We start from the raw sequence: 14,920 nt of genomic DNA on the forward strand, positions 1-14,920 counted from the left end.
GATGCAAGCGATGAGACAGCGTGGACACAGGTGTCCACCCTACAAAATCGGCGTCTCCGACCTGCAAGCGATGAGACCGCGTGGGCTCCTGAGCCCACCCTGCTAACTACAAAACCAACCCTACGCCTTCAGCTGCTCCCCGATCGGCAGCTTGCGAATCCGCTTGCCGGTCGCCGCGAACACCGCATTGGTCAAGGCCGGCGCGATGCCCGCCGTGCCCGGCTCGCCGATCCCGCCCGGTTCGTCGCGGCTGTTGACGATGTGGACCTCCACCACCGGCGCCTCGTTGATGCGCATCATGCGGTAGTCGCCGAAGTTCGTCTGCTGCACGCGTCCGTTGGCCAGCGTGATCTCGTTCCACAGCGCCGCCGAGGCGCCGAACACGATGCCGCCTTCCATCTGGGCGATGATGCCGTCCGGGTTGACCGCCTGGCCGCAATCGACCGCGCAGACCACGCGGTGCACCTGCACGTCGCCATCCGGGCCGACCGATACTTCCGCCACCTGCGCCATGTAGCTGCCGAAGGCGAACTGGGTCGAGATCCCGCGCCCGACCTTGCGGCCCGCGATCGGCGCCAGGGGCTTGCCCCAGCCCGCCTTCTCGGCCGCCAGGTTCAGCACGCCCAGGGTGCGCGGCGATTTTTCCAGCAGCACGCGGCGGAACACCACCGGGTCCTGCTTGGCCGCCTGGGCCAGCTCGTCGATGAAGCTCTCGACCACGAACACGTTGTGGGTCGGCCCCACGCCGCGCCAGAAGGCGGTCGGCACGCCCGGCGGTTCGTGGCGCACGTATTCGACGCGCATGGCCGGAATCGCGTACTGCAGGTCGGCCGCGCCCTCGACCGCGTCCGGATCGACGCCGTCCTTCACCGCCGGCGGCGCGAAGCGCGCCATGATCGAGGAGCCGGTCACGCGGTGGAACCAGGCCGCTGGGCGGCCCTTGTCGTCCAGGCGCGCCGACAGGCGGTCCACGTAATAGGGACGGTACATGTCGTGCTGGATGTCTTCCTCGCGGGTCCAGATGAACTTCACCGGGCCCTTGGCCAGCTTGGCGAAGGCGACCGCCTGGATCACGTAGTCGACCTCGAGACGGCGCCCGAAACCGCCGCCGATGTAATGGTTGTGGACCTTGACCTTCTCGACCGGCAGGCCGGCCGTCTTGGCCGCCGCGCCCTGCGCCAGCGCCGGCACCTGGGTGCCGACCCAGAGGTCGCAGCCATCGGCGCGCAGGTCGACCGTGCAGTTGATCGGCTCCATGGTCGCGTGCGCCAGGAACGGCAGCTCGTAGACGGCGTCGATCCTGCGTCCGCCCTTTTCCTCGAGCGCCTTGAGGGCGTCGCCGACCTTGCGCGCCACCGCGCCCTCGCCCTGCGAGACCTTCATCATGTCGGCGACGATGCCGTCCAGGCTGACCTTCGCGTTGGGGCCGTCGTCGAAGCGCGGCGCAGCCGCAGCGAGGCCCTGCTTCGCCGCCCAGAAGTGGTCGGCCACGACCGCCACCGCGCCTTCCAGGCGCAGCACCTGGCGCACGCCCTTGACCGCCATCGCCTTCTGCTCGTCCACCGCCACCAGCTTGCCGCCGGTCACGGGCGACGCGGCCACGGCGGCGATGCCCATGTTCGGCAGGCGCGCATCGATGCCGAATTGCGCCGTGCCGTTCACCTTCGCCGGCGAATCCAGGCGCTTCATCGCCTTGCCGATCAGGACGAACTGCTCCGGGTCCTTCAGCTTGACGTTCTTCGGCAGCTCCATCTTCGAGGCCGCGTCGACCAGCTCGCCGAAGTGGGCCGAGCGGCCCGAGGCCTGGTGGCGCACGCTGCCGGCCACCACCTGCAGGTCGGCGGTATCGACGTCCCACTGCTTGGCCGCGGCCGAGACCAGCACGCTGCGCACCATTGCGCCGGCCTCGCGCAGCGGCTTCCAGGCGCCGCGCACCGAGGTCGAGCCGCCGGTGACCTGGCCGCCCAGCAAGGGGTCGGCGTAGAGTTCGTTATTCGCCGGCGCCTGCTCCAGCTTGACCTTCGACAGGTCGGCGCCCAGCTCCTCGGCCAGCAGCATCGGCATCGAGGTAAAGGTGCCCTGCCCCATCTCGACCTTGTGGATGATCAGGGTGACGAGGCCGTTGCGGTCGATGCGGATGAAGGCGTCGCGCGCCAGGCCCGGCGCGGTGTCGGAATGTTCGGTCGATGCCTGGCCGACGGCCTGCTCGGACGGCGGCTCCTTGCGGCTATCCTCTTTGCTGCAGCCGAACAGCGAGAAACCGAACAGCAAGCCACCGCCGGCGGTCGCGCCAATTTGCATGAAGCGGCGGCGCGAGGGCGAAACGCGGTGTTCTTCTTTGACTTGGCTCATGTGCGTTCTTTCTTATTTGCTGGCGGCGATCTTGATCGCCTTGCGGATGCGCCCATAGGTGCCGCAGCGGCAGATGTTGCCGGCCATGGCATTGTCGATGTCGCTGTCGCTGGGTGTCGGCGTGGATTGCAGCAGCGCCGTGGCCGACATGATCTGGCCCGACTGGCAATAGCCGCACTGCACCACGTCGATCTGGCGCCAGGCATCCTGGACCTTGGCGCCGACCGGGTCGTTGCCGATCGCCTCGATCGTGACGATCTTCTTGCCGACGGCGGCGGCGACCGGGGTGACGCAGGACCGGATCGGCTGGCCGTCGAGGTGGACGGTGCAGGCGCCGCACATGGCGACGCCGCAGCCGAACTTGGTGCCGGTCAGGCCGGCGACGTCGCGCAGCGCCCACAGCAGGGGCATGTCGTCGGGGACGTCGAGGGTGGTGGTATTGCCGTTGATGGTGAGGGCAGGCATGGGCGCTCCTTTTGCGTTCTAGCTAATTACTATATGCCATTTTTGTGCGCCGCGTCGCAGCGCGCCCCGGTCGCGCACGCCTCTGTAAAGATCGGGTGTGCGCGCTTTTGGTGTATGCTTACGCCCATCGCAACAACGGCTTCACGCCAACTATGCCCGAGTATCCCAGTGACGTCCGATCGGACGCCAAACCCCACCGGTCGCTTTTCGAAAGACTGACCGCACTCATCTCCCCTGAGCCAGAAAATCGCACCGAGCTGCTCGAAGTGCTGCACGAAGCACACGAGCGCAACCTGATCGACGCCGACGCCCTGTCGATGATCGAAGGCGTGTTCCAGGTTTCCGACCTGTCGGCGCGCGACATCATGGTGCCGCGTTCGCAAATGGACGTGATCGACATCACCAAGCCGATAGAGGAATGGTTGCCGATCGTGCTGGAAACCCAGCACTCGCGTTTCCCCGCCATCGAAGGCGAGCGCGACAAGGTAGTCGGCATCCTGCTGGCCAAGGACCTGCTGCGCTATTACGCCGAGGAATCGTTCGACGTGCGCGCCATGCTGCGCCCGGCGATCTTCATCCCGGAATCGAAGCGCCTGAACGTGCTGCTGCGCGACTTCCGCGCCAACCACAACCACATGGCGATCGTCGTCGACGAGTACAGCGGCGTGGCCGGCCTGATCACCATCGAGGACGTGCTCGAGCAGATCGTCGGCGACATCGAGGACGAGTACGACTTCGACGAGGAAGAGGACAACGTCCTGTCGATCAAGGAGGGCCAGCATGGCCCGCGCTGGCGCGTCAAGGCGCTGACCGAGATCGAGCAGTTCAACGAAGAGATCGGCGTCGACCTGCCCGAGGACGAAGCCGACACCATCGGCGGCTTCGTCGCCAGCCACCTCGGGCGCATGCCGCACAAGGGTGAGGAATTCACCTTGGGCAACCTGCAATTCGAGGTGCTGCGCGCCGACGCGCGCCAGATCCACGTGCTGCTGGTCGAGAAACTGCCGCATTCGCTGCACGACAACGACGACGACTGATGCTGTTGCGTCGCCGTTCCAACCCCGCCGCCGGCGATCCGGCAGCCAGCGCCGCCGCGCGCGGCACGCGGCCGTCCGCGGCCGCGCTGGTGGCCGCCGCCCTCGCCGGCGGCGCCTCCCTGTTCTCCTTCGAGCCCTTCGGCTGGTGGCCGCTGCAGTTCCTGCTGCTGGCCTACCTGTTCTACCAGGTTGGCCTCGGCAGCTCGGTGAAACGCGCCACCCTGCTCGGCTGGGCCTTCGGCTTCGGCTGGTCGGTCGGCGCCATGTACTGGCTGTACACCATGATGACCCGCTTCGCGCACCTGCCGGCGGTCCTTGGCGTGCTCGGCGTGGTCCTGCTGGGTCTCTACATGGGCCTGTTCGGCGCCTTCGCCACCGGCGTCTCGGCCTGGCTGCGCCGGCGCTGGGCGCTGCCGGTGCCGGCCTTCCTGCTGCTGGTGCTGCCCGTCAGCTGGGGCGTGTCGGAATGGATGCGCGGCTGGGTGTTCACCGGTTTTCCCTGGGCGGTGTCGGGTTATGCCCATGACGTCTCGCCGCTGGCAGGCTATGCGCCGCTGATCGGCGTCTACGGGATCGGCGTGCTGGTCTCCGTCTGCGCTTCCTGCCTGGTGTTGCTGACCCAGCGCGTGCGCCTGCCGGCGCTCGGCCTGTTCGCCGCCGTGCTGCTGGCCGGGGCCGGCCTGCGCACCATCGAATGGACGCACGTGACGGGCGCGCCGCTGACCGTGCGCCTGCTGCAGGGGAATATTCCGCAGGATCGCAAGTTCGACTACGCCTTCCTCTCGAACATCCTGGAGCGCTACCACGGCATGATCACGGCCAGCCCGGCCGACCTGATCGCCACGCCGGAAACCGCGATCCCCGTGTTCCGCCACCAGATCGACCCGGGCTACCTCGCGAGCCTGCAGCGCTTCGCCGGCGCCAGCGGCAGCACCCTGGCCCTGGGCATGCCGCTGCTCGACGGCCCCTCGCAGTACGCCAACAGCGTGGTGACGGTCGCGCCCACCGAGCAGGCCCAGCCCTACCGCTACGACAAGGCCCACCTGGTGCCCTTCGGCGAATTCATCCCGCCCGGTTTCCGCTGGTTCACCGACATGATGAACATCCCGCTGAACGACGCCACCCGCGGCAAGGACCTGCAGGCGCCGTTCGCGGTGAAAGACCAGTTGGTGCTGCCGAACATCTGCTACGAGGACGTGTTCGGCGAAGAGATCGCCTACCAGCTGCGCGCCGCGCCGCGTCCGGCAACGATGCTGCTGAACATGTCGAACCTGTCCTGGTACGGACAGTCGAGCGCGGTGCCCCAGCACCTGCAGATCTCGCGCATGCGCACGCTCGAGACCGGCCGCCCGATGCTGCGCTCGACCAACGACGGCGCCACCGCCGTGATCGACCACCGCGGCCAGGTCACCCACCTGCTGCCCTTCTATACCGAAGGCATGTTGACGGCGACCGTGCGCGGCACGACCGGCATGACGCCCTATATCCGCTTCGGCAACCTGGGCTTCCTGCTGCTCGGCGCACTGGCGCTGGCCGGGGCCTGGCTGGCCGGCCGAAATTACCGCAAGAAAACGGCCAATCTCGCATAGTTGCGTTCAATCCGGTCCCAGAGGGCCGGGAAAACCCGCTAGAATTGGTCATTTGGCAAACTTACCGTGTTCGCGGCCCAGCGCCGCGCCACCCATTCAAGATGCTCACATTCCAACAAATCATCCTGACCTTGCAGACCTATTGGGACAAGCAAGGTTGCGCCCTGCTCCAGCCCTATGACATGGAAGTGGGCGCCGGCACCTTCCACACCGGCACTTTCCTGCGCGCGATCGGCCCCGAGCCCTGGCGCGCCGCCTACGTGCAACCGTCGCGCCGTCCGAAGGATGGCCGCTACGGCGAGAACCCGAACCGCCTGCAGCACTACTACCAGTACCAGGTGGTCCTGAAGCCGGCGCCTGAGAACATCCTCGACCTCTACCTCGGTTCGCTCGAGGCGCTGGGCCTGGACCTCAAGAAGAACGACGTGCGCTTCGTCGAGGACGACTGGGAAAGCCCGACCCTGGGCGCCTGGGGCCTGGGTTGGGAAGTCTGGCTGAACGGCATGGAAGTGACCCAGTTCACCTATTTCCAGCAAGTGGGCGGCCTCGACTGCAAGCCGGTGCTGGGCGAGATCACCTACGGCATCGAACGCCTGGCGATGTACCTGCAGGGCGTGGAAAACGTCTACGACCTGGTCTGGACCGAGTGGGAAGAAAACGGCATTCGCAAAACGCTGTCCTACGGCGACGTGTTCCACCAGAACGAAGTCGAGCAGTCGACCTACAACTTCGAGCACGCCAACACCGAACTGCTGTTCCAGGCCTTCGCCAACCACGAGTCCGAAGCCAAGCGCCTGATCGAGCTGGAACTGACCCTGCCGGCCTACGAGCAGATCATGAAGGCGTCGCACAGCTTCAACATGCTCGACGCGCGCGGCGCCATTTCCGTGACCGAGCGCGCCGCCTACATCGGCCGCGTGCGCACCCTGTCGCGCCTGGTGGCCCAGGCCTATTACGACTCGCGCGAGAAGCTCGGCTTCCCGATGCTGCCCAAGGCCGAGAAAGCCGCCGCCTAAAGCCCCAGGAACAGACAAGAACAGACCATGAATCAAACTCTCCTCGTCGAAATCCAGACCGAAGAACTGCCGCCGAAGGCGCTCGTGAAACTCGGCGCCGCGTTCGCCAACGGCATCGCCAACGGCCTGAAGGCGCGCGACTTCCTGGAAGCCGACAGCGTCGTCACCCCCTACGCCACGCCGCGCCGCCTGGCCGTCTCCATCACCAATGTCCGCGCCACCTCGCCCGACAAGCAGATCCGCGAAAAAGTGCTGCCGGTCTCGGTCGCGCTGGACAAGGACGGCAACCCGAGCGCGCCGCTGGCCAAGAAGCTGGCCGCGCTGGGCTTCCCCGACCTGCAAATCGGCGACCTCGAACGCGCCCAGGACGGCAAGGCCGAATCCTTCTTCCACACCTACACCGCCGCCGGCAGCGCGCTCGCGGACGGCCTGCAGGACGTGCTGGCCGAAACGGTCGCCAAGCTGCCGATCCCGAAGGTCATGAGCTACCAGCGGCCAAGCGGCGACACCGTGCACTTCGTGCGCCCGGTGCACCTGCTGCTGGCGCTGCACGGCGAACAGGTCCTGCCGTTGTCGCTGCTCGGCCTTGAGGCCGGCCGCCAGACCATGGGCCACCGCTTCCTGTCGCACGGCGGTCCAATCACGGTCGACCACGCCGACAACTACGCGGCCGTGCTGGAAAACGAAGGCAAGGTGCTCTCCAGTGCCGAAGCGCGCAAGGAAAGCATCCGCGCGCAGCTGCTGGCAAAAGCCGGCGCCGACCTGGTCCTGATGCCCGAGTCGCTGCTCGACGAAGTGGCGGCCCTGGTCGAATGGCCGGTGGTCTACGAGTGCCGCTTCGAGGAAGAATTCCTGGCCGTGCCGCAGGAATGCCTGATCCTGACGATGCAAACCAACCAGAAGTACTTCGCGCTGACCGATGCCAATGGCAAGCTGCGCTCGCGCTTCCTGATCGTCTCGAACCTGGCGACCGATGACCCGTCGGCCATCGTCGGCGGCAACGAGCGCGTGGTGCGCCCGCGCCTGTCGGACGCCAAGTTCTTCTTCGAGCAGGACAAGAAGAAGACCCTGGAGTCGCGCCTGCCCTTCCTGGCCAACGTGGTCTACCACAACAAGCTGGGCACCCAGGCCGAGCGCTCGCAGCGCGTCATGCGCCTGGCCGGCGCCATCGCCAAGCGCCTCGGCTACGACGTAGCGCTGGCCGAACGCGGCGCCATGCTGGCCAAGGCCGACCTGCTGACCGACATGGTCGGCGAGTTCCCGGAGCTGCAAGGCATCATGGGCACCTATTACGCCCGCCACGACGGCGAGCACGAGGAAGTGGCGCTGGCCGCCTCCGAGCACTACCAGCCGCGCTTCGCCGGCGACGCCCTGCCCTCGACCAACACCGGCCTCGTGGTCGCTTTGGCCGACAAGCTCGAAACCCTGGTCGGCATCTGGGCCATCGGCCTGCAGCCGACCGGCGAGAAGGACCCGTTCGCGCTGCGCCGCCACGCCCTGGGCGTGATGCGCATGCTGGTCGAGAAGCGCCTGCCGCTGTCGATCTCGGAACTGCTGGCTGATGCCGCCGCCGTGTTCGAAGGCCAGGCCGCGTTCAAAGACCCGCGCGCGGAAGTCACCGTCTTCATGCTCGACCGCCTGCGCGGCATGCTGCGCGAGCGCGGCTTCACGCCGAACGAAGTCGAAGCCGTACTGGCCCAGAATCCGGACCGCGTCGACGACGTGGTGCAGCGCCTGGAAGCGGTGCAGGCCTTTGCCGCCCTGCCGGAGTCCGCCTCGCTGGCCGCGGCCAACAAGCGCATCACCAACATCCTCAAGAAGAACGAGGAAGCGATGCCGCAGGACGCCGCCATCAAGGCCGAACTGCTGGTCGAGCCGGCGGAAAGCGCGCTGGCCGCGAAGATGCAAAGCCTGGAATCGAGCGTCGACAGTGCGTTCGCCAACAGCGACTTCACCGGGGCCCTGAAGACCCTGGCGCTGATGAAGGAAGAAGTCGACGCCTTCTTCAACGACGTGATGGTGATGGCCGACGACCTGGCGCTGCGTAACAACCGCCTGGCCCTGCTCTCGAGCCTGCACGGCATGATGAACCGCGTCGCCGACATCTCCAAGCTGGCGGCATAAGGAAGCATCATGAAGCTGATCATCCTCGACCGCGACGGGGTCATCAACCACGACTCGCCGGACTTCATCAAGAGCCCGGCCGAATGGGTGCCGATCCCCGGCTCGCTCGAGGCGATCGCCCGCCTGAACCAGGCGGGCTACCGCGTCATCATCGCCTCGAACCAGTCCGGCATCGCGCGCGAACTGTTCGACATGACGACCCTGAACGCGATCCACCAGAAGATGCACAACGCCGCCCAGCAGGTCGGCGCCGACATCGACGCGGTGTTCTTCTGCCCGCACGCGGCCAGCGACAACTGCGACTGCAGGAAGCCGAAGGCCGGCATGTTCGAGGAGATCAGCAAGCGCTTCAAGGTCAGCCTGAAGGGCGTGCCCACCGTCGGCGACTCGCTGCGCGATTTGCAGGCCGGCTACGTCAAAGGCTGCGTGCCCTACCTGGTCCTGACCGGGAAGGGCGAAAAGACCCACCAGACTGGCGGCCTGCCGCCCGGCACCCAGGTGTTCCCGGACCTGGCCGCGATGGTTACGGCCTTCCTGAAAACGCCCGCGCCGACCTCATCCACCTGATCCACCCGATCCACCTGACTCCGAAGGAGACCACGTTCTTGCGTACCACCGTCCTGTTTTTGCGTTCCCTGCTGTTTACGATCGTGATGGTGCTCGCCACCGTGGTCTGGGCCTGTGTCTGCTTCCTGGCCGCGCCCCTGCCCTACAACAAGCGCTTCTGGGTGACCTCGCGCTGGAACGTCTTCATCATCTGGTGCGCGAAGGTCATTTGCGGCATCCGCTACCAGTTCAAGGGCTACGAGAACCTGCCGGACGGACCGGCGGTGATCCTGTCGAAGCACCAATCGGCCTGGGAGACCATCTTCCTGCTGCCGAACCTCACGCGCCCGCTCGTCTTCGTCTTCAAGAAAGAGATCCTCTACATCCCCTTCTTCGGCTGGGCGATGGCGCTGCTGCGCATGATCCCGATCGACCGCAAGGAAGGCAAGAACGCCTTCGCCCACGTGGTCCGGCACGGCAAGCGGCGCCTGGCCGACGGCCAGTGGATCATCATGTTCCCCGAGGGGACGCGCATCCCTGTTGGAAAAAAGGGAAAGTACAAGAGCGGCGGCACACGTTTGGCGATTGAAACCAATGCCGTGGTCGTTCCGATCGCGCATAATTCAGGAGAATGCTGGCCCAAGAATTCGTTCATCAAACGACCGGGCCTGGTGACGGTATCGATTGGCAAACCGATATCGCCACAACACCACACTCCCGACAGCCTGATGCAAGAGGTCGAAAATTGGATAGAATCAGAAATGCGCGTCATTTCGCCCCACGTCTACACCGATGGCTGAACGAAGTTGGCGCCCTGATCACAGCCTCTCCATCGCAGCACAGCATGAACTCCCCCAAGATCAACGGGCCCCAGCTAGACCTGTTCGCACAAGCCTTACTGGAAGACTCCATGAAGAAGGCGGCCGCGGCGCCGGCCGAAAGGCCCGCGCCGCCTCCGCAGCCTCTCTTTAAGGCGCCGCCCAGCCCGCCCCGCATCACCCTGCCCTCCCCGCCGCGCACGCCCGACGATCCGCCCCTGAAGCGCATCGTGCTGGGCCAGTACGCGGTGGACTACGAAATGAAGCGCTCCTCGCGCCGCTCGATCGGCTTCATGATCGACGACGAGGGCCTGCACGTGACGGCGCCGCGCCGTGCGACCCAGCCCGCGATCGAGGAAGCGATCCGCGCCAAGCAGCGCTGGATCCTGACCAAGCTGCACGAACGCGGAGAGCGGCGTGCCCGCCACGCGCAGCGCGAGCCGCTGCGCTGGGAGGACGGCACGCGCCTGCCCTTCCTGGGCGGCGAGATCACCTTGCGCCTCGAGACGGCGGTGCGCAGCCACTGCGTGTTCGATTCCGAATCGCGCGAACTGCGGGTCGGCGTCGTGGCGGGCCTGTCGGAAGGGCAGCTGAAGGAACGCGTCAAGCTGTGGTTCCAGGCCGAGGCCAAGCGCCTGTTCACCGAGCGCCTCGACCTGTATGCGCCGCGCCTGGACGTGCATTACCGCTCGATGACGCTGTCCTCGGCCGGTTCGCGCTGGGGCTCGTGCACGGTGGCCGGCAACATCCGCCTGAGCTGGCGCCTGATCCACTATCCGCTGGCCCTGGTCGACTACGTGGTGGTGCACGAACTGGCGCACCTGCGCGAAATGAACCACAGCCCGCGCTTCTGGGCGGTGGTCGGGTCGGTGTATGCGGATTACGACGGCGCGCGGCTGGAACTGCGGCGCCGGTCGCATGAGATGCCGGTGTTGTTTACTGACTGATCTTCGAAGCGCTCGGGCGATTCGAGCGCTGCCTGAACGCGTGGACGGGGGACCCGTCCACCCTACGCGTCATACGGCTACTGTAACGAAGGAACGTTGCGTGGACGTTTTCGAACCCGCGGCGTCATGAACCGACACCGCGCCACATCCTACCTCAGCGCATTCTCGCGCCGCGTCGCCGCCAGCACGCGCATCGCCCCCTGCTGCGTCTCGTTCAGGCAGCGGTAGGGAATCGGCAGGGTGCCGCGCTTCAGGACCATCATGAAGCCGCGCGAGTAGGTGCGCACCGCCGTCACGTCGGCCCAGTCGATCAGCGTAACGCCACCGCTGGTGCGCACGATGCCGTGCTGGTCGATGGTGAATTCATAGGTGCGCTTGCCGCGTCCGAGCAGCACGAAGTGCAGCGCGGCGCTGGCGGTGCTCTTGATGCGCAGGTACAGGCTGGCGGGCCAGCGCACGCGCCGGCGGCGGATCAGGAAGCCGCCATGCTGCCACATGAAGCCGATGTACTCGCGCAGCGTGTAGCGGACAAAGAAATGCAGGTCGCATAAGACCGAACCGGCGGGACTGGATGGCGATACCGGACTACCTGCGGCAGCGCCGTAATAACCGTCTTCCGTGCCATCGGCAGGTTGATGGGCCATCATGGCCATCGGTCGTGCGCTGCGCGGCCGTTCCGGGTGATTAGACGACAACATGCGCATCCCCTTTTTGTCTACCGAGCTCAAAAAGCAATGGTAACAAAACCTAGGGGATAATCCGTTGCAAGAGTTCAACAGTGCGCAGGGTCGCGCCGCGGTGGCGGCCGGCAAAGGCCGCCGCCTGCGCGCCCATCGCGGCGCGCGCGTCCGCGTTCTCCAGCAGGCGCAGCGCCTGCGCCACCAGGGCGTCGGCGTCGGCCACGCGCAGCGCGCCGCCGGCCGCGACCGCTTCTTCGCTCGCATCGAGGAAATTGAAGGTGTGTTCGCCCACCAGCACGGGCTTGCCCAGGGCGCAGGCCTCGATCAGGTTCTGCCCGCCCAGGGGCAGCAGGCTGCCGCCGATGAAGGCGCAGTCGCAGGCGGCGTAATAGGCGAACATCTCGCCCATCGAATCGCCTAGCAGCACCTGGGCGTCGACCTGGGCGTCGCCCAACTGCGAACGCCGCTGCAGCGACAGGCCGCGGGCGTGCGCCATCTGCGCCACTTCATCGAAGCGTTGCGGATGGCGCGGCACGATCGCCAGCAGCGCGTCGGCCGGCTTGTCCGCCCGGCGCTGCCAGGCGTCGAGGATCAAGGCCTCCTCGCCGTCGCGCGTGCTGGCGCACAGGAAGACCGGGCGTGCCTGCATCTGCGCACGCAGCCGGGCGCCGGTCTCCAGCGCCGCCTGCGGCGGCACCACGTCGAACTTAATGCTGCCGGTGACGGCCACGTGCGGCGCGCCCAGCGAGCGGATGCGCACGGCATCGAGCTCGGTCTGCGCCGCCACCACCGACATCGCGCGCGCGGCGTCCATCATGATGCCGCCGAAGCGCCGGCCGCGCCGCAGCGAGCGCTCGGACAGGCGCGCATTGACCAGGGCCACCGGCACGCCTTGCCGCGCGCAGCCGGCGATCAGGTTCGGCCAGACTTCGGTCTCCATCAGGATGCACACGCGCGGCGCGAAGTGCGTCAGGAAGCGCCGCACCAGCAAACCCGTGTCGTAGGGAAGATACGATTGCACGACGCGTTCGCCGTGCTTGCCGAACAAGGCGCGGCCGGTGGCGCGGCCGGTGGGAGTCATGTGGGTCAGCAGGACGCGGCAATCGGGCCAGCGCGCCAGCAGCGCTTCCACCAGCGGCTCGGCGGCGCGCGTTTCGCCGACCGATACCGCGTGCACCATGAAAGTCCGGCGTTCGGGCAGGCGCGCGCCATACAAGCCCAGGCGCTCCCCCCAATATCGTCGGTAGCCCGGCTCCTTGCGCCCGCGCCACCACAGGCGCGCCAGCACCAGCGGCAGCGCCAGCCACCACAGCAAGGAGTACAGGCGACGGTTCATACGGTCGCCAGCAGGCTGCGCGCGGCGGCGATCACCTCGGCGCTGGACGGCGGCGCGCCCTTCTCGCCCAGGTTCACGATGCGCGGCGACCAGTTGCCCTCGGTCTTCCACTTCGGCGAGTCGGCATAGATCTCCACCGTCGGCCGGTAGAAGGCCGCGGCGATGTGGGTCAGGCCGGTATCGACGCCGACCGCAAGGCCGGCCTGCTGGGCCAGCGTGACCGCATCCATCATCGACAGCTTCGGCAGCACGCGCGCGTTCGGCAGTCCGGCCGCGAGCGCTTCGGCTTCCTGTTTTTCCTTGTCCGAACCCCAGGGCAGCAGCACCGGCATCGGCGCCAGCGCGCGGCCCAGCGCGATCCAGTTCTCGGGCGCCCACTTCTTGGCGTCGCGCGCGGTGCCGTGGAAGAACACGGCGTAGTCCTCGCGCGGCAGCCACTCGGGACGCTGCGACGCCTCGGGCGCCGGCAGGCCGAATTCGGGCGGCGTATCGACAGCGTAGCCGAGCGCCGCGCCCGCGACCAGGCGCCCGCGCGCCACCGCGTGGGTGCGCGGATCGAGCGGGATGCTCTCGGTATGGAAGAAGCGCGAAATGCCTTCGTAGCCCGAGCCCTCGCTGCCGTTGGCCAGGCCGACCTTGCGTCCGCCGGGTTTGACCCGCGCGGCGCCCATGATGAGCCCGGTCTTGAGCAAGCCCTGGGTATCGAACACCACGTCGTATTCCTCCTCGCGCAGGGTGCGGAAGAAGGAACGGATCTCGGCGCGGTTCTCCGGCTTGCCCAGGCCCTTGCGCCAGCGCCGCAGCGCGAACGGGATGATTTTCCGCACATGCGGGTTGAGGCGCACCAGGCTGACGTAGCCTTCCTCGACCACCCAGTCGATGGTGGCGTCTGGATGGTGGCGCAGGATATCGGCCACCATCGGCAGGTTGTGCAGGACGTCGCCCAGGGACGACACCCGCACCAGCAGGATCTTCACTAATGACTCTCGCTTCAGAACGGCAGTTGGGCGTCCGGTTTGGCGGCCAGGATCACGTTGCGGAACTCGCCCTGGATGCGCGCCAGCGCCTCCGGACTCTCGCCCTCGAAACGCAGCACCACCACCGGCGTGGTGTTCGACGAGCGCGCCAGGCCGAAGCCGTCGGCGTACTCGACGCGCAGGCCGTCGATGTCGTTGATCTTTTCCGAGGTCGGGAAGGTGGCGTCGCTGCGCAGCTTGTCGATCAGCGCGAAGTTCTCGCCTTCCTTCAGGTGCAGGTGCAGTTCCGGGGTGCTGGTGGCGATCGGCAGCGCGTTCAGGACGCGCGAGGGATCGGCGTGGCGGGTCAGCAGCTCGAGCATGCGCGCGCCCGAGTACAGGCCGTCGTCGAAGCCGTACCAGCGGTCCTTGAAGAAGATGTGGCCGCTCATCTCGCCGCCCAGCGGGGCGCCGGTTTCCTTCAGCTTGGCCTTGACCAGCGAGTGGCCGGTCTTGTACATCAACGGGCGGCCGCCGTGCTGCGCGATCCATGGGGCGAGGTGGCGCGTGCACTTGACGTCGTACAGGATCTCGGCGCCCGGGTTGCGTTCCAGGACGTCGGCGGCGAACAGCATCATCTGGCGGTCCGGATAGATGATCTGGCCATCCTTGGTGACGATGCCGAGGCGGTCGCCGTCGCCGTCGAAGGCCAGGCCGATCTCGGCGTCGGTGGTTTGCAGCGCGCGGATCAGGTCCTGCAGGTTCTCCGGGTGCGCCGGGTCCGGGTGGTGGTTCGGGAAGTGGCCGTCGACCTCGCAGAACAGCTCGACGACTTCGCAGCCCATGCCGCGGTACAGGTCGCCCGCGAAGGCGCCGGCCACGCCGTTGCCGCAATCGACCGCGATCTTGATCGGGCGCGCCACCTTGACGTCGCCGACGATGCGCTCGATGTAGGCGGCGCGGATGTCGTGGGTCGAATAACTACCCTTCTGCTCGGCGTCCTTGCCGTCATGGGCGAGGATGCTGTCGTACAGGCCGGTGATGGCGTCGCCGT

The 14,920-nt window shown here is 67.0% G+C and carries 13 protein-coding genes; 7 read left to right on the forward strand and 6 right to left on the reverse strand.

All coding sequences use genetic code 11. The features are described 5' to 3' along the window. Positions 1-120: 120 nt before the first annotated feature. Positions 121-2,352: a xanthine dehydrogenase family protein molybdopterin-binding subunit gene (locus RT688_RS12690; protein ID WP_313705241.1), complete on the reverse strand. Its 2,232-nt coding sequence runs from the start codon at positions 2,350-2,352 to the stop codon at positions 121-123. 12 nt (positions 2,353-2,364) lie between these two features. Beyond that, positions 2,365-2,817: a 2Fe-2S iron-sulfur cluster-binding protein gene (locus tag RT688_RS12695; protein WP_313705242.1), complete on the reverse strand. Its 453-nt coding sequence runs from the start codon at positions 2,815-2,817 to the stop codon at positions 2,365-2,367. A gap of 152 nt (positions 2,818-2,969) precedes the next feature. Here RT688_RS12695 and RT688_RS12700 point away from each other — a divergent pair, with 152 nt between their 5' ends. The 7 genes from RT688_RS12700 to RT688_RS12730 all read left to right on the forward strand — a co-directional run bounded on the left by RT688_RS12700 (position 2,970) and on the right by RT688_RS12730 (position 10,894). Continuing rightward, on the forward strand, positions 2,970-3,854 hold the full coding sequence (locus tag RT688_RS12700; RefSeq protein ID WP_313705243.1) for a transporter associated domain-containing protein: 885 nt from the start codon (positions 2,970-2,972) through the stop codon (positions 3,852-3,854). Then, positions 3,854-5,443 (forward strand): apolipoprotein N-acyltransferase, encoded by a 1,590-nt coding sequence (gene lnt, locus RT688_RS12705; protein WP_313705244.1) that lies wholly within the window; start codon positions 3,854-3,856, stop codon positions 5,441-5,443. Before RT688_RS12700 ends, lnt begins: the two co-directional genes overlap by 1 nt. A 101-nt stretch (positions 5,444-5,544) precedes the next feature. Next, on the forward strand, positions 5,545-6,459 hold the full coding sequence (glyQ, locus tag RT688_RS12710) for a glycine--tRNA ligase subunit alpha (RefSeq protein ID WP_313705245.1): 915 nt from the start codon (positions 5,545-5,547) through the stop codon (positions 6,457-6,459). 27 nt (positions 6,460-6,486) lie between these two features. Further along, a complete protein-coding gene (glyS, locus tag RT688_RS12715) occupies positions 6,487-8,583 on the forward strand; it encodes a glycine--tRNA ligase subunit beta (RefSeq protein WP_313705246.1) in 2,097 nt (698 codons plus the stop codon). Between the two features lie 9 nt (positions 8,584-8,592). Beyond that, the gene (gene gmhB, locus RT688_RS12720) at positions 8,593-9,150 is read left to right on the forward strand and encodes a D-glycero-beta-D-manno-heptose 1,7-bisphosphate 7-phosphatase (protein ID WP_313705247.1); all 558 of its coding nucleotides are present in this window, start codon (positions 8,593-8,595) and stop codon (positions 9,148-9,150) included. Between the two features lie 86 nt (positions 9,151-9,236). Continuing rightward, the gene (locus RT688_RS12725; RefSeq protein WP_409521914.1) at positions 9,237-9,929 is read left to right on the forward strand and encodes a lysophospholipid acyltransferase family protein; all 693 of its coding nucleotides are present in this window, start codon (positions 9,237-9,239) and stop codon (positions 9,927-9,929) included. Positions 9,930-10,039: 110 nt separating this feature from the next. Continuing rightward, positions 10,040-10,894, forward strand: coding sequence for a SprT family zinc-dependent metalloprotease (locus RT688_RS12730; RefSeq protein WP_313705249.1), 855 nt, complete (start codon positions 10,040-10,042; stop codon positions 10,892-10,894). Positions 10,895-11,043: 149 nt separating this feature from the next. On the opposite strand, the gene RT688_RS12735 is transcribed toward RT688_RS12730, so the two are convergent. The 4 genes from RT688_RS12735 to RT688_RS12750 all read right to left on the reverse strand — a co-directional run. After that, the gene (locus tag RT688_RS12735; protein WP_313705250.1) at positions 11,044-11,541 is read right to left on the reverse strand and encodes a YcxB family protein; all 498 of its coding nucleotides are present in this window, start codon (positions 11,539-11,541) and stop codon (positions 11,044-11,046) included. Positions 11,542-11,641: 100 nt separating this feature from the next. Beyond that, positions 11,642-12,910: a lipid IV(A) 3-deoxy-D-manno-octulosonic acid transferase gene (gene waaA, locus RT688_RS12740; protein ID WP_313705251.1), complete on the reverse strand. Its 1,269-nt coding sequence runs from the start codon at positions 12,908-12,910 to the stop codon at positions 11,642-11,644. After that, positions 12,907-13,887, reverse strand: a complete 981-nt coding sequence (gene waaC / locus RT688_RS12745) for a lipopolysaccharide heptosyltransferase I (protein ID WP_313705252.1) — start codon at positions 13,885-13,887, stop codon at positions 12,907-12,909. The genes waaA and waaC overlap by 4 nt, the downstream gene beginning before the upstream one ends. 14 nt (positions 13,888-13,901) lie before the next feature. Then, a partial coding sequence (locus RT688_RS12750) for a phosphomannomutase/phosphoglucomutase (protein WP_313705253.1) occupies positions 13,902-14,920 on the reverse strand: 1,019 nt, incomplete at its 5' end.

This window comes from Massilia sp., from assembly GCF_032106685.1.
Classification (GTDB): domain Bacteria; phylum Pseudomonadota; class Gammaproteobacteria; order Burkholderiales; family Burkholderiaceae_D; genus Telluria.